Raw genomic sequence first — 23,541 nt, 5'->3', positions numbered from 1 at the left:
CGCCCCCTCTTTTTATAAATGAGGCAACAATGATTTATTATCTTATTTTTCTTGTTTGTGCAGCTGTTATCGTTGTAAGCGGAATTAAGCTTTCTAAATACGGTGATATGATTGCCGAAAAAACATCCTTAGGGCATAGTTTAGTTGGTATTTTACTTATCTCTGTTGTTACAAGTTTACCTGAGTTGATTTCTTCAATCGGTTCTGTCACAGTTGTTGATTCACCGTCTTTGGCATTTGGAAATGTATTTGGCTCAAATATGTTTAATATTTTTATCATTTTTTTGATGGACTTATTATTTAAAGATGATTCAATTTTTATAGATGTTAGTCTTGCAAATGTAATTACAGGGATTTATGCTGTTTTACTTACATTTATAGCTATGGCTGGTTTTGTATTTAAATCACCTCAGATATTTTGGGTTTCTTCTGTAAGTGTTATAATTTTCATTGTTTATGTTGGATCGGTTTACAGTGCTTATAGAAGCTCATCACTGGATGTTGATGTGGATAACAAAGAGGATGAAATATCAGAAATCCCTCTTAGCAGAGCTGTTTTACTTTTTTTACTTTTTGCAGTTTTGATCATTGTGGCAGGTTTGTTACTCAGTAAATCAGCTGATGAGATAGCAATTAGAACTGGGCTTGGTCAAAGCTTTGTTGGCATGTTTTTACTGGCAGCTGTTACTTCCTTACCTGAGGTTTCTGCATCTGTTGGAGCTTTAAGAGTTGGCTCTAGCAATATGGCTATCGGTAATCTTTTTGGCTCCTGTGTGTTTAATGTGGCTGTGATATTTTTTGTGGATATTTTTTATGCAAAAGGGAGTGTTTTTAACAATGTTGAACTAATTCATTTAAAATCTGCGCTTTTTTCTGGTATAATGATTTTAATTGCTATGATAGCTGTAAAGCAGGATAAATTATCTAAATTTAGATTTGGGAGGATAAGTATTTATTCTTTTTATATAGCATTGTTTTATGTATTTTATCTTTTTTATATGTATAAATTTAGGGTTGGGGTATGAAGACTTTTAAAAAGGTTATGAAATTTTTGCTTTCATTAATAATAATAGTGATATTTATCTATTTTGTTGTGTATTTATTTTCTGGAAAGAATGAAATTGTTTTGAATAAGCCGCATATAAAAGTAATCAAATTAGAAGGGATTATCGTAGATTCTGAAAAGATTGTCAGAGAGTTAAGAAAAGCTGAGAAAAACGACTTTGTAAAAGGAGTAATTATTAGGATTAATTCACCAGGAGGTGCAGTAGCCCCAAGCCAGGAAATTTATAAAGCTATTAGAAAGGTGAAAAAACCTGTTTATGCAGCAATTAGCACACTTGGAGCTTCTGGTGGGTATTATGTAGCTGCTGCATGTGATAAAATTTATGTACTGGGTGGAAGTATTACTGGGAGTATCGGTGTTATTATGAAGTTTTCAAATTTTAAAGAGCTTTATGATAAGATAGGAGTAAAGTTTGAGAGTATAAAAAGTGGTAAATTTAAAGATATTGGGTCATCAAGTAGAGAGATGTCAAAAAAAGAAAGGGAGCTTTTACAAAAAGCTATAGATAATGTTTATAACCAGTTTGTTAATGATATTTTAAAAACAAGACATATTTCAAAAGATATTATAAAAAAATATGCAGATGGAAGAATTTTAACTGGTGAGCAGGCTTTTAAACTTGGTTTTGTAGATAAAATTGGGACATACTATGATGCTTTTGAAGATATGAAAAAAGATTTTCATTTGGGTGATGAAGTTATTTTGTATGAGGTAAAGGATAAGAATAGTTTACTCAAGGAGCTATTGGAAGGGGTATCGAAAATTAGATTACTATTTAATAATTCAGCAGTATTTTATTATTTATACGAATAGATAGATGTTTGCTAAGGTTAACACTGCACATTTAGAAGGGATTGAGCCTGTTTTAGTTGAGGTGGAAGCAAATATTTCAAGTATGGGCTTGCCATCCTTTTCTGTGGTGGGTTTAGCAGAAACAAGTATCAAAGAGAGTAAAGAAAGAGTCAAATCTGCATTAAAAAATTTTGGATTTAATATCTTTGCCAAACCTATTATTATAAATCTTGCTCCAGCTGATTTCAAAAAAGAGGGGACTCACTATGATTTGCCTATAGCTGTTGTTTTATTGCTTGCTGCAGGATATTTAAACGCTAATGTCGATGATACCTTTTTTATTGGTGAACTTTCCTTAGATGGAAAAATAAGAGGTGTAAGAGGGGTTTTGCCGTTTACTATTTTTGCAAAAGAGATGGGTTTTAAAAGGGTAATATTGCCTGAAGAAAACATAAATGAGGCTGGTATCATTGATGGAATAGATATCTTGGGATTTAAAAGTTTAGATGAGGTAATTGGCTATGTAAATGGTGAGGTTAAAAAAGAACCGGTTAAAATAGATATTAATGAGCTTTTATCTGATGAAGAGGAGCATTTGGATTTTAGTGATGTAAAAGGGCAGTTTGCTGTAAAAAGGGCTGCAGAAATTGCTGCAAGCGGTATGCACAATTTTATAATGATTGGCTCTCCTGGAAGTGGTAAATCAATGATTGCAAAGAGAATCCCAACAATTATGCCATCAATGACTATTGATGAGATTATAGAAACTACAAAAATACACTCAGTCGCTGGTAGGCTTTTAAAAAAGAATGGGATTGTAAGTAAAAGGCCTTTTATTGCACCACATCATACGGCAAGTGATGTTTCAATAATTGGTGGCGGTAGAGATGCAAAACCTGGCGCAGTGAGCCTTGCTCACAATGGGATACTTTTTTGCGATGAGGTGTTAGAGTTTAAAAAGAGTGTGCTTGAGGTTTTGAGACAGCCTTTAGAAGATAGGGTGGTGACAGTTAGCAGAGCAAATAGGACTGTGGTTTATCCAGCAAATTTTATGTTTGTAGCTGCTTGTAACCCTTGCCCTTGTGGGTATTTAGGTGATAGTAAAAGGGAGTGTGTCTGCACTCAAGCACAAATTCAAAGATATAGAGCTAAGCTATCAGGGCCTCTTATGGATAGGATAGATATACAGGTGCAGGTATCATCAATTGATATAAAGGAGTTATCAAAATTGCAGCCTGGTGAATCATCAGCAAGTATAAGGGAGCGTGTAGAGGCTGCAAGAAAGATTCAGCAGGAAAGGTTTAAAGAAGAGGGGATATTATATAATTCTCAGATGAGTGAGAAATTGATAAGGAAATATTGTAAGCTTGATAGTGAAAGTATAAAACTGATGGAGCAAGCAGTAACAAAGATGGGTTTATCAGCTAGAGCCTATTCAAAGATATTGAAAGTGGCAAGAACGATTGCTGACTTAGAAAATAGCGAAAATATCAGCTCAAAACACCTTTTAGAAGCCATCCAATATCGCATCCTCGATAAAGATTATTTTTAGGTACAAAATAAATTTTATCAATTTTTTTAAATTAGATAATTTATCCAACAAATTTTGTATTTGTCACATATCTTTTAACATAAATTTTAATAAAAGATTACAAAGTTAAGAAAATTCTACAATTTAAAGAGTTAAAAATAGAGAATTTTCTACATAATTAGTACTTTATGAAATCAATATCGTTATTTGACAATAAATTATGAATTTGGACGAATATAACAAAAAAATTGTAGAAGTTTTTGGAGTTGGATTAGACAAATTAAAAGATTTATCTTTATCTATAAAAGGTATTTTACCGAAGACTGAAAATGAAATAATAGTTGGTAATAAGATAGCTGATAAACTATCAATAAAAGTTGGAAGTTTAATTAATATAAATAACAATAAGTTTTTAGTATCAGGTATTTTAAATTCATACGGAGATAAATTTGATAATTCTCTAATTATGGATTTGAGCAGGGCAAATTTTTTAATAAATGATAAAAATAAAATAAGTAAGATAATTATAAAATTGCCTTATTCTACTTATGAAAGTGGTATTATTAATAAAATTAAAAGTGATTTTATAAACTTGTTTGGGAGCGGATTTGAAACTTATATTGTAAAAGATGAAAGCATAATTAAACTCAATATAATTAATAAGATTATATTCTTTTTACATATTTTATCAGCATTCATATTAATCTTAAATTTGCTATCTTTATCAAATTTTTTGGTAAATTCGGTAAAACATAGAACTAGAGAGATTGGTGTTTTAAGAACCTTAGGATTTAAGTCATATCATATAATATTTATGATTTTAGTTGAAATAATTCTTGTAGCTATAATTGGTGTTACGATGAGCTTTTGTATTGACTCAATAATGAGTTTATTGATTATTAAATATATTCTTAATAGTAATTTTCATTTTGTTTTTGATGTAAAAGAAATATTACTTTTTATTTTTATCATTCTAATGGTGAGTATCATTTCTGGGTTGTTACCTGCTAAAAAAGCAATAGAAAACGACCCTGTTGTATCATTAAATTTTATATAATATTTTTTTAAAAACATATCATCATAAAAACGATGATATAAATAAGAAATAAGATTATTAAAAAAGGAGGTTGTGTATGAAAAAAGTAATGTTTTTTGTGTTAATCTTATCTGTTTTGGTCAGTATTGCGTTTGCTGGTTTGAAGGAAGAAGTTGAAAGTAGTATTAAGAAAAATTTAATTCAGCAAGGAGCAAAGGCACCAAAGGTTGATGTGAAGATTTTAGAACAATTAAAAGGCACAAACATTTTTTTTCTTGAAGTAAAAGCAACTGGTGAAAATATCCAAAAACCAATTAAAGCATTTTTGTTGTCCGATGGAAGATATTTGTATCAAAATGTTATAGAACTGTCTACAGGATTAAATATGATTGAGGTTTTGAAAAGTAAGTATAATATTGTAAAATTTAGTAAAAAAGATCTTGAAGATTTTACCTTGATAGAAGGTAATAAAGGTGCCAAAAATACTATTGTTATGATTACTGATTTTGAATGTCCATTTTGTAAAAAAGCACATTTTCTTTTAAAAGAGTTACTAAAAGATAAAAAAGATTATGCATTTTATATATTCAATTTTCCTTTAAAGAAAATCCATAAAAAATCTGAATTATTTGCTAAAATTCTCATTGCTGGAGCTCGGTTAGGGTATGACTTTAGAGATGAACTTTATAATTTTAAAGATAAATCACTTTCTGATGAAAAAATATTGGAAATCTTTTCTCAAAAAACAAAAGAACCTAAGAAATTTAAAGAAATAGCACTTTCTAGAGAAACTTCTAATCAAATCGAGAAAAATATTTCTAAGGGTGAAGAGTTAGGTGTAAGAGGTACCCCAGTTATAATAGTAAATGGTAAGAGAGTTGATGGTTTTAATCCTGTATTGGTAAGAAAATATATAAATGAGATATGATCCAGTTAAATACTTATTAATATTTAAGTGTTGAGGGGAGCCTGCCCCTCAACTTTTTTTATAAAATCAGTAATACAATTTCTTTATAAAGTAGCCGTAAGATCAGTAAAAAAGTGATTATCTCTTTTTTATTTAGGTTATTTAATCATTAATATCATGATTATTATTGACAAATATATTTTTTATGTGTATATATCCCTGCATGATAATTGAGAAAAAATATAGAACAATTATTAAAACTGTATCTTGGCGATTAACTGGTACTATTGATACTATTATTATCTCTTTTTTGATTACAGGGGATTTTACTATGGCTTTTTCTATTGGCTCAATAGAGGTTATTTCAAAAATGATTTTATATTATTTGCATGAGAGAATATGGAGCAGAATAAATATTGGTAGAAAAATAGTGGCAGATGATTACCAGATTTAGGAGGTTTTATGCATAAAATTAGTGATATTATTGCAAGGTTAGAGCAAATAGATGAAAAGGATATTTTGAATATTATAGCTGATGAGTTTCCTGATATTTCAACATTTTCAACTAGTTTAGGAGCTGAGGATCAAGTAATAACACATATTTTATCGCAAATTGATAAAAGTAGAAAAATTGAAATTTTTACTTTAGATACAGGTAGGCTTTTTGAAGAAACATACAAATTAATAAATGAAACGCAAGAAAAACTTAGTGTTTCCATAAATATTTATTTCCCTGATTATAAATTATTAGAAGAAATGGTAAATAAGTACGGTGTCAATCTTTTCTATGATAGTAGCTTAGAAAAAAATGTTGCTATGTTAGAAAAGTAGAGCCTTTAAAAAGGGCTTTAGAAGGTAAACGGATCTGGATAACAGGCCTTAGAAAAGAGCAATCAACTTATAGACAGCAAATGAAATTGATTGAATATGATGAAGACTTCCAAATTATCAAGGTTAATCCGCTTATCAATTGGAGTATAAAAGATGTTTGGAATTATATCGTTGCTAATAATGTTCCTTTTAATGAATTACATAAAAAAGGCTTTTTGAGTATAGGGTGTGCTCCTTGTACAAGATCTGTGCACCCTGGTGAGGATGAAAGAGCTGGAAGATGGTGGTGGGAGTTAGAAGCAAAAAAAGAGTGTGGCTTGCATATCAAAAAATAAATATTTTTAGGGGGTAATATGAAAATTAAAGTTAATGGTGAATACTTAAATTATAATGGTGAAAACTTAACAGTTGCAAAATTGTTAAGTCTAAAAAATGTAGAGGATATTGATACTGTGGTTGTGCAGTTAAACGGTGAATTTTTAGATAAAAGTAAATACCACGAAATAGTTTTAAAAGATAATGATGAGATTGAATATTTGTATTTTGTAGGGGGAGGAAGTTCGTGAAAGGATTTACTACAAAAATTTTAAATACAGAACTGCCAAAAAAAGACCCTTATGGGTCAATACATATCCCTATTTACGACAATGTAGCGTTTGAATTTGAAAGCTCTAAAGAGATATCTGAGGCTTTTCTTGGCCGAATTAATAGACATGTTTATTCCAGAATATCAAACCCCACTGTAGAATATTTTGAAAAAAGAATTAAGGTGCTTACAGATAGTTTGGGGGTTTTGGCTTTATCATCAGGCATGGCTGCCATTAGTAATTTGATTTTAACAGTTGTGGGAGCCGGTGATAATATTGTTTGTACAAAATATATATTTGGAAATACTTATTCATTATTTAGTTATACTTTAAAGAAATTTAATATAGAAGCACGATTTGTTGATCCTCAAAATCATGAAGAAATTGAAAGAGCTATTGATGATAAAACAAGATTAATTTTTTTAGAGTCTATAACAAATCCTCAATTAATTGTATCTGACTTTGAAAAAATTACAAAAATTGCAAAAAATAAAAACATATTATTAGTGGTTGATACCACTGCCACTCCTCCACCTATTTTTAAAGCGAAAGACTTTGGTATCGATGTAGAAATTATTTCTTCCACGAAATTTATTTCTGCAGGTGCAACATCTATAGGTGGATTAATAATTGATTATGGGACTTATAATTGGGGCAATAATCCCTATTTGAAAGAATACTATAAGAAATTTGGTCCATATACTTTGCTATCAAAATTAAGAAATGAGGTTTACAGAAATTTAGGTGCTTGTTTATCACCTCATAACGCTTTTTTACAAAGTTTAGGTTTGGAGACAATCCATCTCAGAGTTGAAAAAGCGTGTAAAAACGCTTTGTTTATTGCTAATTATTTAAATTATATAGATATAATTAAAAATGTTAGATATCCAGGGTTAGAAAGCTTTCCTGATTATAACTTAGCTATAAAATATTTTCCTGTTTATCAAGGTTCTATACTGACTTTTGAATTGCCGACCAAAGAAAAATGTTTCTCTTTTATGGATAATTTAAAAATTATTAGAAAGTCAACAAATATAAACGACAATAGATCCTTAATAATTCATCCAGCAACAACAATTTTTAGTGAATACGATGAAAATGATAGATTAAAACTTGGAGTAACAAATACCACAATCAGGCTATCTGTTGGAATAGAAGATGTCGAGGATCTAATAGAGGATATTAATAATTCCTTAAAAAAGATATAGGAGCAATTTTATGTTTAATGAAAAAGATATTGAAAGATATAGTAGACATATAATCTTGCAAGAAATTGGTGTAGAAGGCCAAATAAAAATTTGTGAGTCAAAGGTTTTAATAATTGGAGCAGGTGGTCTTGGTTCACCTGTAGCACTTTATTTAGCCGCAGCTGGAGTGGGGACAATAGGGATCGTTGATATGGATAATGTAGAATTGTCTAATTTGCAAAGACAAATAATTCATTTTACTGATGATGTGGGTAAACCGAAGGTTGAGTCAGCAGCAGAAAAAATTAAAAAATTAAATCCAAATGTAAAAGTTGAAACTTATAATGAAAAAATTACATCGAAAAACATCCTTGAATTAGTTTCACGATATGACTTTGTGGTCGATGGTACAGATAATTTTGCATCTAAGTTTTTGATAAATGATGCTTGTATATTTGCAAAAAAACCTTTTTCTCATGGGGGTATTTTAAGATTTATAGGACAAACACTTACCGTAATTCCTGGTGAATCAGCTTGTTATAGATGTGTATTCAAATTTCCACCCCCTCCAGATGCAGTGCCAACATGTGCTTCAGCAGGTATCTTGGGCGCAATAGCTGGTATGTTGGGGACAATACAGGCAGCAGAGGTGCTTAAATACATTACAGGTGTTGGTAACTTATTGACAAATAGGATTTTGTATTTTGATTCAAAGGATATGACATTTAGAAATATAAATATCAAGAAGAATGAGAAATGTCCTGTTTGCGGGAATAATCCTACTATTAAAGAATTAAAAGATGAAGAAGAAATTGTTTGTGAGTTAAAGAGGTAATAATGTTAAAGATCAAAAAAAAGATAATTGAAGAACTTTATGAGTATGCAATTGATGGTTTACCAAATGAAGTGTGTGGGTATTTAGTAGGGAAAGATAACATAATAACCGATTACTACAAAATTAAAAATGAAGATCAGAGCCCAGAACATTTTACTTTTAATATTCAGGAACAGTTTTATTCATATAAAGATGCAAGGGAAAAAGGTTTAGATATTATTGCTATTTTTCACTCACATCCTTCAACACCCGCACGCCCGTCAAAAGAGGATATTAGGTTAGCAAATGATCCAAATGTTTTTCACTTCATTATCTCTTTAATGGGTGGTGAAAGATATCAAATGTTATGAAATTAAAAATGGAAATGTAAAAAAAATAGACTTTGAGGTGGTATAAATGCTTTTGTACTCTTTGCCAGAAAGTATAACTGATGATTTAAGAAGATATGAAGAGTTATTGAATGCCTTTCTTAATGGAGAAATATCTGCAGAAAAATTTAAGAGTTTTCGTGTACCTTTTGGGATTTATGAACAAAGAGTTCCAGGAACATATATGGTTAGAATTAGATTAACAGGCGGTATTATAACTCCAAAGCAGCTTTATACAATTGCAGATTTATCTGAAAAATATGGTTCAAAATATCTTCATGTTACAACAAGACAAGACTTACAGATACACGATGTTAAAATAAGTGATACCGTGATTATTTTAAAAGAACTTTTAGATTGTGGATTATCGTCAAAAGGTGGTGGAGGTAATACGGTAAGAAATATAGTGATGAGTGTAGATTCTGGGATTAATCCTTTAGAGCCTTTTGATATTACTCCAGTAGTTGTAGCACTTACAAATGATTTGTTAAAAGAAGAGGACTCTTTTAATTTGCCAAGGAAATTCAAAATAAGCTTTTCCAATACTTTTGAAGATACAGCATTTGCAACAATTTCAGATGTAGGTTTTATTGCAAGAAGTGTAGATGGTAAAAAAGGTTTCAAGGTTTATGTAGCTGGTGGTTTAGGCAGAAAATCTAGAGTAGCAGATATCTTGTATGATTTTATTTCAATCAATGAGGTATATAGAGTTGTAAATGGGATTAAATCAGTTTTTTATAAATATGGTAATAGAAAAAATAGACACTCATCAAGATTGAGGTTTTTATATGATAAAATAGGTAAGGATAAATTTTTAGAGTTATTTGAGCAAGAAAAAGAAAATTATGAAATTAATGATTATGAAAAATTATATAGTCAAAAAAATTGCTATTATAATAAAGAAATAAGTTTACAACCAGAACCCCCTATTGATTCAGGTTTTGATGAATGGTTAAAAAATTATGTTAGAGAGCAAAAACAGAAAGAGTTTTACACTATAGAAATACCTTTAAAAAATGGGGACATATCTACTGATGATGCTAAGAGATTAAGTAAATTTTTAGAAAATTTTGGGTTAGATGTAATTAGATTATCAATTAATCAAAATATTCATTTACGAAATATTGAAAAGAGATTTTTACCAAATGTTTATAATCTTATTAAAAGTATAAATACAAATTCTGATTTGCCTAGAGTTATTTCTAATATTGTTGCTTGCAAAGGTGCTGATACATGCCAGTTAGGTATTTGTAAGCCTAAAGGTGCTGTTTCAAAAATATATGAATTAATTAACAAAGAGAAAGAAATCTTTGACTCAATAGGTAATATACAGATAAACTTGTCGGGGTGTCCTAATTCATGTGGGAAACATTTAGTAGGTAATCTTGGTTTTTATGGTAAAGCGAAAAAGAAAAATGGGTATCTTTATCCTGCCTATAATGTCCTTGTGGGTGGATATGTTAAAGATGGAGATACAAGGTTTGGGACTAAGATTGGTGAAATTAGTGCTAAAAAATTGCCAGATTTTATTTTTGAAGTGTTGAAAGATTTTGCTAACTCTAAATTACCAAATTTTCGAGATTACATTAACAAATACGGTGAAAATCACATTAGAGATATTTTAAGAAATTTTGAGTATGTTCCAGATTATGATGAAGATAGCTCATTCTATTATGACTGGGATTCAAAAGAGTTATTTAATGTTAAGGGGGTAGGAAAAGGGGAGTGTTCTGCTAGTTTATTTGATTTAGTTGATTTGTATTTAAATCAGATTGAAAAATATGAGAGAAAGTTAAAAGAAGTAAATGAAGATAAAAAAGCAGTGATTTTAAATGAGTTAATTTCTTATTCTGTTAAAATGCTAAATTTGATAGCAGGTTATGATACTAACTCAAAAGAGGAGTTAGTTAAACTTTTCAATGATAATTATATTAAAACTGGGTTAATTAACAAAAAATATGAAAGATTGTTAACATTGTTCCTTAATGAGCAAATTTCAAAAAAAGATGAAGAAAATGTCTTAGATTTTGCCAGAACTGTGAGAAAATTTTATGATGAACTTGATGAGAATCTAAACATTCAAGAAAAAATTCAAAAGAAAAGCAACATAGAAGAAAATAATAAAATAACTTTAAAAGATTATAGAGGAGTTCCATGCCCATTGAACTTTGTACGAATAAAAGTTGACTTAGCTGGGTTAAAAAGTGGTGATTTGTTAGAGGTATATCTTGACGATGGTGACCCTATAAAAAATGTTCCAAAATCTTTAGCATTAGAAGGTCATAAGGTTATAAGTCAGAAGGAAATAGATGGCTTTTGGTCTATTGTAATAAGAAAAAAATAAATTGTTTGAGAGGTATCATGACTGTAAAAGAAAAATTAACACATTTAAAACTTCTAGAATACGAAAGTATCCATATCATCCGAGAGGCTGTGGCAGAAGCAGAAAACCCTGTGATGCTTTATTCTATAGGAAAAGATTCATCAGTTATGCTTCATCTTGCAATGAAGGCTTTTTATCCTGCAAAGCCACCATTTCCATTAATGCATGTGGATACTACATGGAAGTTTAGGGATATGATCGAATTTAGAGATAAGAGAGCAAGGGAGTTAGGATTGGATTTAATAGTGTATGTAAATGAAGAAGGGGTGAAAAGAGGTATCAACCCCTTTACACATGGTAGCAAGGTTCACACAGATATAATGAAAACAGAAGCATTAAAACAGGCGCTAAATAAATATAAGTTTGATGTGATATTTGGTGGGGCAAGGAGGGATGAGGAGAAATCAAGGGCAAAAGAGAGAATATTTTCTTTTAGGGACAAGAATCACAGGTGGGATCCTAAGAATCAAAGACCAGAGCTTTGGAATGTATATAATTTGAAGAAGAATAAAGGGGAGAGTATCAGAGTATTTCCGTTATCAAATTGGACAGAGCTTGATGTGTGGCTTTATATTTATTTGGAAAATATCCCAGTTGTTCCACTTTATTTTGCAAAGGAGAGACCAGTAGTAGAGTATGAAGGGGCATTGATATTAGTAGATGATGAAAGAATGCCAGAAGAATTAAGGAAAAAAGCAGTGAAAAAGTGGGTAAGATTCAGGACTTTGGGATGCTACCCATTAACAGGAGCTATAGAATCAAGAGCTACAACTTTGCCTGAGATAATCCAGGAGATGTTAATTACAAAATATTCTGAGCGTCAGGGTAGATTAATAGATTTTGACCAAGTGGGTAGTATGGAAAGGAAGAAGATAGAAGGATATTTTTAGTACTAAGTATTAAGTGTTAAGTATTAAAAAGATAGAATTTAGAACTTAGCGCTTAACACTTAACACTTAACACTAATGAAGGAGCTGAAATGAGTAAAAGTTTAATAGAGTCAAACATATTAGAATATCTTTCGCAGCATGAAAACAAGGAGCTTTTACGTTTTATAACCTGTGGTAGTGTGGATGATGGTAAGAGTACGCTAATCGGCAGGTTGTTATATGAATCAAAGATGGTATTTGAAGATCAGTTAATGGCATTAAAAGCAGAAGCAAAATATAAGAGGACTGAAGATGAGATAGATTTTTCACTGCTTGTTGATGGGCTTCAGGCTGAAAGGGAGCAGGGGATAACAATTGATGTGGCTTACAGGTATTTTTCTACTGATAAGAGGAAATTTATCATAGCTGATACACCTGGTCATGAGCAATATACAAGAAATATGGCAACAGGTGCCTCAAATGCTGATGTAGCAGTTATTCTTATTGATGCAAGAAATGGAGTACTAACTCAGACAAGAAGACATTCTTTTATAGTAACACTTATGGGGATAAAACATTTGGTTGTTGCTATAAATAAAATGGATTTAGTTGGTTATTCAAAAGATATTTATGAAAAAATAGTAAGAGATTATAAGAAAATGTTTGAATGTCTGAAATACCTATTACCGTTTAAGACTTTTGAGTCAGATATAGAATTTATCCCAATAAGTGCTTTAAAAGGTGACAATGTAGTTAAACCATCAAAAAATATGCCATGGTATAAAGGAAAAACACTACTTGATTATCTCGACACAGTAAAAATTCAAAACTCAAAATCCAAAATCCAAAATTTCAGATTTCCTGTTCAATATGTCAATCGTCCAAATCACTATTTTAGAGGTTATTGTGGTACTATTGTTTCAGGTAAAATTAGAGTTGGGGATGAGATTACTGTTTTGAATTCAAAAATAAAAACTAAGGTTAAGGCAATAATTCCTCCAGCTTATGAAGAACCAAAAGATAATCTTTTAGGGATTCAAAATAGATATATTAATAACATTTTTGAGGCTTTCGCTCCTATGGCAATTACTATTATTACTGAAGATGAAATTGATATAAGTCGTGGTGATATGCTTGTTAAGTCAGATGATTTGCCCAATATAAGTGATACTATTGATGCCTATATTGTATGGTTTGGTGATGAACCATTAGAAATTGGAAAAAATTATGAAGTTAAAAGCGTTTCAAGATACATTTCTGGATATATTGATGAAATTTATTTTAAAATAAATATAAACACTTTAGAAAAAGAAAAATCTGAAAGGTTAATTATGAATGAGATAGGTTATTGTAGAATAGTTTTAAATACTGAGATCCCTTTTGATAATTACTGGGTTAATAGAGACACTGGGAGCATGATATTTATAGATAAGATTACACATAATACAGTTGGATGTGGTATGTTAATAAAACCATCTTATGAAGATAACAATAGACTTTTTAATGAGAGGCTGAAAAGGGGGAAATATAGTGAATTTGAAATAGAACTGAATAGATTAATTAGGAAATATTTTCCTGAATGGGGGTGTAAAAGCATAGAATAAATATATTAATTATGTTTGAAATAAAATTATAGTCATAACTTGTGTTCATATTTTGTTAAGTAGCCGCGGGGGGTTATCATTTTTCCATTTTTTATATAAGTTTTAGTGTTACCGACAATTACGGCAGTTGACATGTCTACGATATCATAGTCAAAATCAGTAATTTTAGTAATTTTTACAATCTCATTATCTCTCTCACAATTTTTTACTATACCACAAATCAAATTTCCTCTTTGATGATAGAAGGACTCCAATACCTCTTTTAAATATTTATCCCTTTTTTTACTTTTGGGGTTGTAAATTGCTGTTACAAAATCTCCTATATTTATTGCATCTATCCGTTTTTTTATGATTTCAAATGGGGTTAGTAAATCAGATAGTGAAAGGATTACCAGATCTTCGCAGATTGGTGCACCAAGTCTTGCACTGGCTGATAAAGCAGCTGTAATACCTGGTATAATTTCGATATTTTCAAAATCTTCACTTAACTCAAAAACAAGTGATGCTAAAGCATAAAGAGATGAATCACCACCACATACCAAAGATACTGTTTTGCCAGATTTTGCTTTGTTTAATGCAAACTTAACCCTTTCAATTTCCCCTTTCATCCCATTTGAAAAGATGGGTTTATTACCAATTAAAGAGTCAATCAGTTCGATATATTTGTTATAACCACAGATTAAATCACTAGATAAAATGGCATCCAATCCTCTTTTGGTTATAAGGTCATGCTTGCCTGGACCAATACCTACAACAAATAATTTACCCATTTATCAAATTCTCCTTTGCAATTGCTATTGTGACACCATTAAAAATGGTTTTATTTAAAACTAAAGTGGGATTTCTTGCAGCAAGTAAAGCTGATGGTTCAGCTACACTTTTAATCCCTAAATATTTTTTAGCTGTTGATTCTTTAAAACAGTATAAGCTATTTTGATATAACTCTTTTGGTAAAAATCTAAGATAGCAATTTAGCTCTTTTGCAGCTTCGATTAACCCGATTTCATTCTTTTTGTGCCAGCAGGAGGCAATGACTCTTATGTCATTTGTGGAAATATTAGCTAATTTTGAACCATAACATATTGCTTCAATTATAGTTTTTTTATCTACCCCTTTTCTGCAGCCTAAACCTGCCACATAAATTTTATTTGCCTCACTTGCAGTTGTTATCACTGGTTCTGCACCTGTAATTGAGCTTACTAGAAAAGTTAGCTCGTTAGCCCCTCCTTCATGTCCAGATAACATACTGATAGCAAATCTGCCTACTTCATCACAAACCACAACAGCAGGGTCAGTATATTTGCTCTTGATGAGCCCATTTATCATCCTTGTAACAATCCCTTGAGCCATTACTGCTACAATACCTTTGAAATTATCAAAACAGAATTTATAAATTTCTTGTAATTCTTGAAAATATGTAGCTTCGATTCTCCCTTTAAATTTTTCAGGCAAAAATAAAGTGCCATTTAGCTCTAGCTCATCAGATATTTTGCTGGCTAATAATGCACCTTTTTCAGTTATTGCTATTACTGCAACCTTTTTTTCTATATCCATGTTCAAAATCCTCGTCGTATAACTTTGAATATTTTACTATGCTATTTCTATCTAAAATTTTACCAATAATAATAAGTGTATGCTTTTTAATACTGTTTTCTTTGAGTGTGTTTACTAAATTACCTAAAGTGGTATTTAAAATCTTTTCATCATCCCAGTAAACTTTATGACATATAGCTACTGGGGTATTTTCTTCCCATCCATTTTTTAAAAAAGTCTCTTTTATTTTTTCTGCATTAGAAGCTGATAGATAAAAAGCAAAGGTGCCACCGTGCTTTGTGAGTAAATCTAATGATTCTTTTTGTGGGACTGGGGTTTTCCCTTCAACCCTTGAGATGGTTACAGTTTGTGAAATTTCTGGAGCTGTTAGCTCAATTTTTAGTTTTGCTGCTGCTGCAAATAGTGCTGTTACACCTGGTATAATTTCATAAGGGATACCTCTTTTATCAAGTTCTAACATCTGTTCATATATTGCACCATAAATTGATGGATCACCAGTGTGTAATCTTGAAATAAGTTTTCCTTCTAAATAAAATTTTTCTATTGTTTCTACAATCTGTGTTAAATTCATTTTTGAAGAATCATAAATTTTACAATGTGCTGGTGCATACTCCAAGATTTGTTTATTTACCAGTGAACCCGAATAAATAACAACATCTGATTTGGTAAGCACTTTCATCCCTTTTACAGTAATTAGTTCTGGATCCCCTGGCCCTGCGCCAATAAAAAAAACTTTGTTCATTTATCTTTTACCTCCAAATAGATGGCATATAATTCTAATTTGATGTTTATTAAATCATCTAAAGATTTTAATTTATATATGGTTTCGTTTGGCAAACCGAGATTGTTTAAAATATAAATATCAAAAAGGATTAAAATCTCCTTATATTTGGATAAAAACTCGAAAAATTGGTTGCTACCATCATCTAATACATAAAGATCTTTTTTTTGCTTTAGACAAACATCTACCCTTTTCTTAAAATTTTCAAATGGGGTATTTCTTCCGTGTAATGAGAAAAACTCAATATTTTCATAGGTTTTAAACAGCCTTGCCATACCAAGCTGCATACTGGAAATACCAGGTATTACCTCAATTATTCTGTTTTGAAATTTTGTATAAATTATTTTAGCTAAAGAGAAAAAGCCAGCATCACCTGATACTACAACACCCACAATTTTCTCTTTTTCATTCTCTAAGATATTGATGGTATCTTTTATAAGGTTATTTAAAATTATATACTTTTTATCTGGGAAAAAATCTTTAAACCTTTCTGCACCTATTAAAAAATCGACCTTTTTAGCAATCTCAATAGCTCTTAATGTTAGATACTCTTTACTACCACAACCAGCAGAAATTATATAGATGTTTTTATTCAAGATATTCTCCTACTTTATTGCATTTCATATCGAATAATTTTACCGATACTTTTGTAAAATGAAACCTTTCTTTTATTTTTTTGCTTACTAAATAGGCTATTTTATCAAAAGAGTATTTATTACATATCTCTTCTATTGTATTAAAATCGTAATCAATATTTAAAACTTCTTTTACAAATCGGTTTGCCTGAGGTGAATTTTTAGAATGTGTATTAAAATACCCCATTGCAAGCTTTGCTATTTTCCCTGGATGCCCTGCTACACCTATCTCCTTGATGTTTTTATCTTTAAGATATTTGAATGCTTCATTAAAATAGTTACTCACCATAACTGAAGGGGTTATATTCTCTTTTGATAAGCATTTTTCTCCAATATTTCCAGGGACAAGCCACAATAAATTGTATCTTTGCGCAAGCAAAACATCAATTTCACATTTAAAACTTTCAATCAAGGCATCAACACTCATCGGTTTTACTATTCCTGTTGTCCCTATGATGGATATACCACCTGTTATTCCAAGCCTTTCATTAAAGGTTTTTTTTGCAATTTCTCTCCCTTCTGGCACAATTATTGTGACTTCTACCCCTTGATTATTATTTAAAACAGTTTTTATGTTTTTTTCTATCATTTTTCTTGGGACTGGATTTATTGCAGCCTCACCAACAGGTATCTGTAAACCAGGTTTGGTAACAACACCTACACCTTCTCCACCTTTTATAATAATGCGGTTTTCATTTAATATCTTTACAGATGCAAAAATCTCTATCCCATCTGTAACATCAGGGTCATCCCCACTCCATTTTTTTACACCTACAAGATTATTTTTGAAAATGAGAGGGATTTTTATAGAACTTTCATCAGGTAAAATTACTTCTACCTCTTTTTCAATATTTCCTGTTAACTTATAGATTAGAGCACCTTTTGCTGCTGCCGTTGCTGCAGTGCCTGTTGTTATCCCCGTTTTCATTTAAGCCCTTTTAAGGTTTTTGATATAATTTCTTTTAGCTTTTTTACTAAAGCTGGCGATTTACCTTTTGTTGATACTGATATAATAATATCATCTTGTGAGATAACTGCTGGCATAAAAAAATCTGATAACTCTTTGTTATCACAAATATTTACAGGAGTTCCCAGTTTTTTTAAAATTAAAGCTGCTTTTGTATTTAATTCTTTATCATCTGTACAGATAAAAGCAAAGTCGTATTTTTCTTTTAACAATTCTTCTTTAAAGCTTGAGTTTATCCAGGTTATCTTATTTGAAGATAAAAGCTTTTTTATATCAGGGTGTAATTCTTTGGAAATTATTGTCACTTCAGGGCTTGATTGATTCAAAATTGATAGAAGTTTTCTTTTTGCTACATTTCCTCCGCCAATAAATAGTAATTTTTTATCAGATAATTTAAAGAGTAAAGGGAACATTTGGACTCCATAACAATTTAAAAATAATAATAAGTAATACAGTAAAAATTGCACTATAAAGATATAGGAATATGGCATCCAAAATCTTTTGTTTTGTAAGTAAATCGCTACCACCTTCAATCAATGGCTTATCTACTAACCTTCTAAAATAATATGTATTTCCACCAAGAGTTATGTTTAATGCTCCAGCAAAAAGGGATATTCCACAACCTGCATTTGGACTTGGTAATGAATTTCTAAATTTTTTATAAATTTTTAAAGCGTTTAATCCATTTCTAAATAAAATTTGAGCAACTGGTAACAAAACAGCTGTTTGCAACCTTGCAGGTATAAAATTTAGGATATCATCACTTTTGGCTGAAAACTTACCAAATTCTATATATTTTTCATTTTTATACCCAACCATTGCATCCAGTGTGTTTGTAATTCTATAAAAAATGATACCGTATATACCAAAAATTGCTCCATAAAAAATTGGTGCAAAAAAAGAGTCATTGAAATTTTCAGCAACAGATTCAATTGTTGATTTTATAATATCCTGCTCATTCATTGCTTCAACATCTCTACTAACGATTAGTTTTAAATTTTCTTTAGCTAAATTAATGTTTATCGATAAAGCTTGATAGATTTTCATCGCATGATCTATCATCCCCTTAACAGAAATAGAGGAGTATACAAGAAATACTTTTAGCGCAAAAAGTAGATAATTTGATTTTATAATTTTTAATAACAAAAAAATGACAAAAAGTATTGTAAAATGTGTTGAAATAAAAAGTAAAAAACCACCTAAAAATTTGTTTTTGAGGTTGTAAAAAATGTTTTCATAGATTGATATTAATTTGCCGATAATTGCTACAGGATGTATTTTATTTGGTAGCTCACCAAAGACTATATCTATCAAAATGGCTAACACCAATATGTCAGTCATTAATGAGATCTCCAAAGATGCTATTTTCAATTAAATCAGCTAGTTTGTTTAAGGTTTCTTCTTTTAACTCTTTATAGGTTTTGTTTATTACTATTTGTTTATTAAAAAGTTTAAAAATAAATTGCAAAAACTCAGAATTTTCAAAAATCCCATGTAAATAAGTGCCAATTATTTTGTTTTTCTTATTAAAAACAAGTAAACCTTTGTTTTCTAAAATATCTATTACATCTCTATCATTTATGATTGTACTTCCATGATGTATTTCATAGCCATGAATACTGTTTTTTAAGAAACCATTTGCTGGTAAATATTCTCCTATTTTTAATATTTTCTCTTCTTTCATTTCGGTAATCATATCTATAAAGCCAAAACCTTTTATTTCACCTTTATTTTCAACACCTAAACTATCAATAATTTTTTTGCCAAGCATTTGAAAACCACCACAAATTCCCATAATCCATTTTTTGCCGTATAATTTTTTAAGTTGCTCATAAAAACCTTTTTTTAATAAATAATCCATATCAGAGATCGTGTTTTTAGAACCTGGTATGATAATAAAATCATAGTTTTCTAAGTTTTCAGGTTTTGTAACATAAGCTACATTGATTTTTTCTATATTTTCAAGAGGTTGAAAGTCTGTAAAATTGGAAATGTGGGGCAATTTTATTATTCCAATATTCAATAATATTTCACCATTTTTTTTGTTTTTCTTTGTAAAAAGATTTTGTGAATCTTCATCTTCTAAATTATGTTCAAAATATGGGATAACACCTATTATAGGTATTTCACAAAAATTTTTAAATTCATCAATGCCAGGTTTGAGAAGAGACAAATCTCCTCTAAATTTATTGATGATAAACCCTTTCACAAGTTTTTTATATTGAGGTTGTATTAAGTCATAAGTGCCTTTAAATGCAGCAAACACTCCCCCTCTATCAATATCACCCACTATGTACACTTTGGCATCAGCAATCTCTGCCATTTTCATATTTACTATATCAAATTTTTGGAGGTTAATTTCTGCTGGTGAGCCTGCCCCTTCTAATACGATTATATCAAATTCCTTTGAAAGTGAATAAAATGCCTCTTTTACTATTTTTAAGTTTTCTTCATACATTTTATAATAATCTTTGTAAGAGACTGTTTTATAAGGTTTGCCAAGCCTGATTACCTGAGATTTCCCACCTCCGGTTGGCTTTAATAAAATGGGGTTCATCCTAACATCTGGTAAAATCTTGCATGCTTCAGCTTGCAGTATTTGAGCTCGCCCCATTTCTAACCCATCGAATGTTACTCCAGAATTCAGTGCCATATTTTGTGCTTTAAATGGAGCTACTTTATAACCTTTATTTGCAAGCATCCTGCAGATCCCTGCAGTTATTATACTTTTACCCACATTGGAACTGGTGCCCTGAATCATTATGTGTTTAATTTTCACACCCCACTATCTTTTTAAAAATGCTTAAAAAATATTTCATAGAATCTAAATCTTTTATTGCTAGTCTAATAAATGAATCATCAAGCCCTCTGATATTTTTGCAATCTCTAATTAAAATTTTATTTGATAAAAGTTTATTGAAAACCTTTTCACTATTTAAATGATATAATTTTATTAAAACAAAATTTGTAGTGGAGGAAAAAAGCTTGATGTTTTTGCAATCTTTTAATTCTTCGTAAAGATAATTCTTAATTTCATTTATTTTTGATGCAATTTTATCTGTTTTTATAGAAAGAAGGTATTTTCCTACTACCTCACTTAAGCTGTTTACCCCCCATTCGAGACAATGTTTTTCAATTTTTCTGATAATTTCTTTATTATAAGAGAAGGCATAGCCAATTCTTAGACCTGCAAGGCCGTAAATTTTTGAAAATGACCTTAAGACAATAATATTTTTACTTTTTTCAAAAAGTAAACTTCTATTATCGCTATTACTCATAAATGGAAGATATGATTCATCAATAACAAACATGCAGTTTTCAAACCGTTTAGCAATCCTCAATATGTCATCTTTTTCTATATAATACCCTGTGGGGTTGTTTGGATTGCAAATGAACACTATATCGAATGTGGAAAAATCTAACTCTTGAAAGTTAATAGCAAAATTTCTCTTTTCACTGGCAAAATGAAAATTTATTTCAAGATTATACAGTTTGCAGTATTTTTCATAATCAATATATGTTGGAGCTATTATTAGGGCTTTTTTCCCACTATTAATTAAACATAAATTTTTTATAATTTCACTTGTTCCAGTACCAACAACAAAGTTTTCCATATCTTTGTCATATTTATTAGCAAGAGCCTCTTTTAGGATAAAAGCATTTGAGGAAGGTAAATTTTTTAAACTTGATATCTGATTTTTAATGAATTCAAATATATTTTCATTCACAAAAGGAGAAATATTACTACTTAGATCAATGATTTCATTAGCATTACATCCTAATAGTTTGGCATAATAGAATATATTGCCGCCATGTATGAAACTATCCAATTAGCACCCCTATAACTAACAAAACTGTTTCGATTATTTCGCAGGTAGCACCAATGATATCCCCAGTTATTCCACCTATCTTTTTACGATGGTAATTTTTTAGTAAAACAAAGGTAATTATGAAAGCTAAATTGAAAAGTAAAAAAAATTTTACTCCGTAAAATATAGGTAGTATAGATATTAAATAAAAGATAAATTTGTTGTTTGTATTAGAGTTATTGAAAAAGGCTTTTGCTGTCCCTTTTTCCTTTAAGTAAGGTAATGAATCAATTAAAAATATCATACTACCTCTGGAATATGCAAATGGTAAAATGATAGTTAAAGGTTTGCTTAAATTGGCAAAAGCTACAAATTTTGATAGCATAACGAGTATTAGTGCTAAAGCCCCCATTACTCCAATTCTACTATCTTTCATAATAACAAGCATTTTATCTTTGTCTTTGTGAGAAAAATAGGCATCAAAAGTATCAGCCAGTCCATCAAGATGAAGCCCCCCGGTGATTATCACCGAGACTACCAACATAAACAGGGGGGCTAAATTTTGATTTATCAACCCAGCTAAATAAACTAATAAACCTATTAATAAACCAACAAGAGGATAAAATAGTAAAGAGCCACTGGCATCAAATGATTTTTGGTTAATTTTAATTATAGTAAGAAATGTCAGTGCGTTTATAAACTTTTCAAAATAATCTTTAAATATCACTTTTACTTACACCTGCTTCTTCAAAGGTTGCAACTTCAGTGATGATATTTACAGCAGCATCTAATATATGCATTGCCAATACTGCTCCAGTCCCTTCTCCAAGCCTCATATTAAGTCTTAATAATGGGCTCAGTCCTAAATATTCCAGCATATATTTATGCCCTGGTTCTTCTGACATGTGTCCTGCAAACATATACTCCTTTACAGTTGGGCAGAGTTTATAAGCTATTAATGCACCTGCTGTTGATATTAATCCGTCGATAATAACTGGGATTTTGTGGTAGGCCCCAGCAAGGATTACGCCTGCAATTGCACCTATTTCGATACCACCAACTTTTGACAAGATATCTATTGCATCATCCGGATTGGGTTTGTGTAAATTTATCCCAGTTTTAATAACATTTATCTTATTTTGTAATAAATCAGATGTGATACCTGTCCCTTTTCCTGTCATCTCTTCAACACTTTTACCTGTTATGACAGCTCCAATAGCTGAAGATGGAGTTGTATTACCTATCCCCATGTCCCCTGTGGCAATTACATCTAACTTTTGAGATTTTATCTCTTCTGAAGCGATTTCAAAACCTGTCAATATGGATTTTTCAGCCTCTTCTCTTGTCATTGCAGGTTCTTTTGTAAAGTTGTTTGTACCGTATTTAACTTTTTTTACTATGAATTTGTTAGAACCTTTTAGCTCCTTTTCACTGATGTTGCATTTTGAACCCACATCAGCAACGATAGTGCTACAATTGTTTTGCCTTGCCAAAACAGTGATTGTGGCTATATCATTTACAAAAGCTTTTATCATTTCACAAGTTACCTGCTGAGGGAAGGCACTTACACCTTCTTCTACCACTCCATGATCACCAGCCATTACAAAAACTGCTCTTTTGTTAATTGATGGCTTTAATGTTTCTCTAATTGCACAAACTTTTTCAGAAATATCATTGAGCATCCCCATTGCTCTATAAGGCATTATCAAATTTGAAGTCCTTTCTTTAGCTTTTTCAAAAATTTCTTGGTTTGTTGGTGCTATTTCTTTTAGAATATTTTCTAAAGGCATAAACCCTCC

Annotated in this window: 25 protein-coding genes and 1 pseudogene; 15 read left to right on the top strand and 11 right to left on the bottom strand. The window is 30.4% G+C overall.

The window, feature by feature from the left end; translation table 11 throughout:
- Window positions 1-29 precede the first annotated feature (29 nt).
- From OWM07_RS04310 to cysN, 15 genes and pseudogenes are all read left to right on the top strand, one after another.
- A complete protein-coding gene (locus OWM07_RS04310) occupies window positions 30-1,025 on the top strand; it encodes a sodium:calcium antiporter (RefSeq protein WP_423302439.1) in 996 nt (331 codons plus the stop codon).
- Complete coding sequence (gene sppA, locus OWM07_RS04305) at window positions 1,022-1,879, top strand: signal peptide peptidase SppA (RefSeq protein ID WP_423302438.1); 858 nt, start codon at window positions 1,022-1,024, stop codon at window positions 1,877-1,879. Before OWM07_RS04310 ends, sppA begins: the two co-directional genes overlap by 4 nt.
- 4 nt (window positions 1,880-1,883) lie before the next feature.
- Window positions 1,884-3,410, top strand: coding sequence for a YifB family Mg chelatase-like AAA ATPase (locus OWM07_RS04300; RefSeq protein ID WP_423302437.1), 1,527 nt, complete (start codon window positions 1,884-1,886; stop codon window positions 3,408-3,410).
- A 199-nt stretch (window positions 3,411-3,609) separates the two neighbouring features.
- Complete coding sequence (locus OWM07_RS04295) at window positions 3,610-4,446, top strand: ABC transporter permease (protein ID WP_423302436.1); 837 nt, start codon at window positions 3,610-3,612, stop codon at window positions 4,444-4,446.
- Between the two features lie 76 nt (window positions 4,447-4,522).
- Window positions 4,523-5,353, top strand: a complete 831-nt coding sequence (locus OWM07_RS04290; protein WP_423302435.1) for a DsbA family protein — start codon at window positions 4,523-4,525, stop codon at window positions 5,351-5,353.
- 205 nt (window positions 5,354-5,558) lie between these two features.
- On the top strand, window positions 5,559-5,786 hold the full coding sequence (locus OWM07_RS04285) for a DUF2061 domain-containing protein (RefSeq protein WP_423302496.1): 228 nt from the start codon (window positions 5,559-5,561) through the stop codon (window positions 5,784-5,786).
- A gap of 8 nt (window positions 5,787-5,794) precedes the next feature.
- Window positions 5,795-6,163, top strand: coding sequence for a phosphoadenosine phosphosulfate reductase domain-containing protein (locus OWM07_RS04280; protein ID WP_423302434.1), 369 nt, complete (start codon window positions 5,795-5,797; stop codon window positions 6,161-6,163).
- Window positions 6,164-6,192: 29 nt separating this feature from the next.
- Window positions 6,193-6,498: pseudogene (locus OWM07_RS04275) on the top strand (phosphoadenosine phosphosulfate reductase family protein); the annotation flags it as partial.
- Window positions 6,499-6,516: 18 nt separating this feature from the next.
- The gene (gene thiS / locus OWM07_RS04270) at window positions 6,517-6,729 is read left to right on the top strand and encodes a sulfur carrier protein ThiS (RefSeq protein ID WP_423302433.1); all 213 of its coding nucleotides are present in this window, start codon (window positions 6,517-6,519) and stop codon (window positions 6,727-6,729) included.
- The gene (locus tag OWM07_RS04265; protein ID WP_423302432.1) at window positions 6,726-7,958 is read left to right on the top strand and encodes an aminotransferase class V-fold PLP-dependent enzyme; all 1,233 of its coding nucleotides are present in this window, start codon (window positions 6,726-6,728) and stop codon (window positions 7,956-7,958) included. Before thiS ends, OWM07_RS04265 begins: the two co-directional genes overlap by 4 nt.
- Before the next feature lie 10 nt (window positions 7,959-7,968).
- Window positions 7,969-8,772, top strand: a complete 804-nt coding sequence (locus OWM07_RS04260) for a HesA/MoeB/ThiF family protein (protein ID WP_423302431.1) — start codon at window positions 7,969-7,971, stop codon at window positions 8,770-8,772.
- A 2-nt stretch (window positions 8,773-8,774) separates the two neighbouring features.
- Entirely contained in the window at window positions 8,775-9,122 is a 348-nt protein-coding gene (locus tag OWM07_RS04255; protein WP_423302430.1) for a M67 family metallopeptidase, read from the top strand.
- A 46-nt stretch (window positions 9,123-9,168) separates the two neighbouring features.
- Entirely contained in the window at window positions 9,169-11,484 is a 2,316-nt protein-coding gene (locus OWM07_RS04250) for a sulfurtransferase TusA family protein (RefSeq protein WP_423302429.1), read from the top strand.
- Between the two features lie 17 nt (window positions 11,485-11,501).
- Window positions 11,502-12,413: a sulfate adenylyltransferase subunit CysD gene (gene cysD / locus OWM07_RS04245; protein WP_423302428.1), complete on the top strand. Its 912-nt coding sequence runs from the start codon at window positions 11,502-11,504 to the stop codon at window positions 12,411-12,413.
- An 89-nt stretch (window positions 12,414-12,502) separates the two neighbouring features.
- On the top strand, window positions 12,503-13,996 hold the full coding sequence (gene cysN / locus OWM07_RS04240) for a sulfate adenylyltransferase subunit CysN (RefSeq protein ID WP_423302427.1): 1,494 nt from the start codon (window positions 12,503-12,505) through the stop codon (window positions 13,994-13,996).
- A gap of 32 nt (window positions 13,997-14,028) precedes the next feature.
- On the opposite strand, the gene cobJ is transcribed toward cysN, so the two are convergent.
- Genes cobJ through cobT form a run of 11 tightly spaced genes read right to left on the bottom strand, consistent with a single transcriptional unit; the run spans window position 14,029 to window position 23,532 of the window.
- Window positions 14,029-14,766, bottom strand: coding sequence for a precorrin-3B C(17)-methyltransferase (cobJ, locus tag OWM07_RS04235; RefSeq protein ID WP_423302426.1), 738 nt, complete (start codon window positions 14,764-14,766; stop codon window positions 14,029-14,031).
- Complete coding sequence (locus OWM07_RS04230) at window positions 14,759-15,550, bottom strand: cobalt-precorrin 5A hydrolase (protein WP_423302425.1); 792 nt, start codon at window positions 15,548-15,550, stop codon at window positions 14,759-14,761. The genes cobJ and OWM07_RS04230 overlap by 8 nt, the downstream gene beginning before the upstream one ends.
- Window positions 15,510-16,292 (bottom strand): precorrin-4 C(11)-methyltransferase, encoded by a 783-nt coding sequence (gene cobM, locus OWM07_RS04225; protein WP_423302424.1) that lies wholly within the window; start codon window positions 16,290-16,292, stop codon window positions 15,510-15,512. Before cobM ends, OWM07_RS04230 begins: the two co-directional genes overlap by 41 nt.
- The gene (gene cbiE / locus OWM07_RS04220; RefSeq protein ID WP_423302423.1) at window positions 16,289-16,927 is read right to left on the bottom strand and encodes a precorrin-6y C5,15-methyltransferase (decarboxylating) subunit CbiE; all 639 of its coding nucleotides are present in this window, start codon (window positions 16,925-16,927) and stop codon (window positions 16,289-16,291) included. The genes cobM and cbiE overlap by 4 nt, the downstream gene beginning before the upstream one ends.
- Window positions 16,920-17,894 (bottom strand): cobalt-precorrin-5B (C(1))-methyltransferase CbiD, encoded by a 975-nt coding sequence (gene cbiD, locus OWM07_RS04215; RefSeq protein ID WP_423302422.1) that lies wholly within the window; start codon window positions 17,892-17,894, stop codon window positions 16,920-16,922. Before cbiD ends, cbiE begins: the two co-directional genes overlap by 8 nt.
- Window positions 17,891-18,346 carry a precorrin-2 dehydrogenase/sirohydrochlorin ferrochelatase family protein gene (locus OWM07_RS04210; RefSeq protein WP_423302421.1) on the bottom strand — a complete coding sequence of 152 codons (456 nt, stop codon included), beginning with the start codon at window positions 18,344-18,346 and terminating at the stop codon, window positions 17,891-17,893. Before OWM07_RS04210 ends, cbiD begins: the two co-directional genes overlap by 4 nt.
- Window positions 18,327-19,274, bottom strand: a complete 948-nt coding sequence (gene cbiB / locus OWM07_RS04205) for an adenosylcobinamide-phosphate synthase CbiB (RefSeq protein ID WP_423302420.1) — start codon at window positions 19,272-19,274, stop codon at window positions 18,327-18,329. The genes OWM07_RS04210 and cbiB overlap by 20 nt, the downstream gene beginning before the upstream one ends.
- Window positions 19,267-20,712, bottom strand: coding sequence for a cobyric acid synthase (locus tag OWM07_RS04200; RefSeq protein WP_423302419.1), 1,446 nt, complete (start codon window positions 20,710-20,712; stop codon window positions 19,267-19,269). The genes cbiB and OWM07_RS04200 overlap by 8 nt, the downstream gene beginning before the upstream one ends.
- On the bottom strand, window positions 20,702-21,763 hold the full coding sequence (locus OWM07_RS04195; protein WP_423302418.1) for a pyridoxal phosphate-dependent aminotransferase: 1,062 nt from the start codon (window positions 21,761-21,763) through the stop codon (window positions 20,702-20,704). The genes OWM07_RS04200 and OWM07_RS04195 overlap by 11 nt, the downstream gene beginning before the upstream one ends.
- Window positions 21,756-22,469, bottom strand: a complete 714-nt coding sequence (gene cobS, locus OWM07_RS04190; protein ID WP_423302417.1) for an adenosylcobinamide-GDP ribazoletransferase — start codon at window positions 22,467-22,469, stop codon at window positions 21,756-21,758. The genes OWM07_RS04195 and cobS overlap by 8 nt, the downstream gene beginning before the upstream one ends.
- Complete coding sequence (gene cobT / locus OWM07_RS04185; RefSeq protein ID WP_423302416.1) at window positions 22,459-23,532, bottom strand: nicotinate-nucleotide--dimethylbenzimidazole phosphoribosyltransferase; 1,074 nt, start codon at window positions 23,530-23,532, stop codon at window positions 22,459-22,461. Before cobT ends, cobS begins: the two co-directional genes overlap by 11 nt.
- Window positions 23,533-23,541 lie beyond the last annotated feature (9 nt).

The sequence above is a fragment of the Deferribacter thermophilus genome, assembly GCF_049472675.1.
Taxonomy (GTDB): domain Bacteria; phylum Chrysiogenota; class Deferribacteres; order Deferribacterales; family Deferribacteraceae; genus Deferribacter; species Deferribacter thermophilus.
The sequence above is the reverse complement of the archived record's forward strand: the minus strand, read 5'-3'. Positions and strand labels throughout refer to the sequence as shown.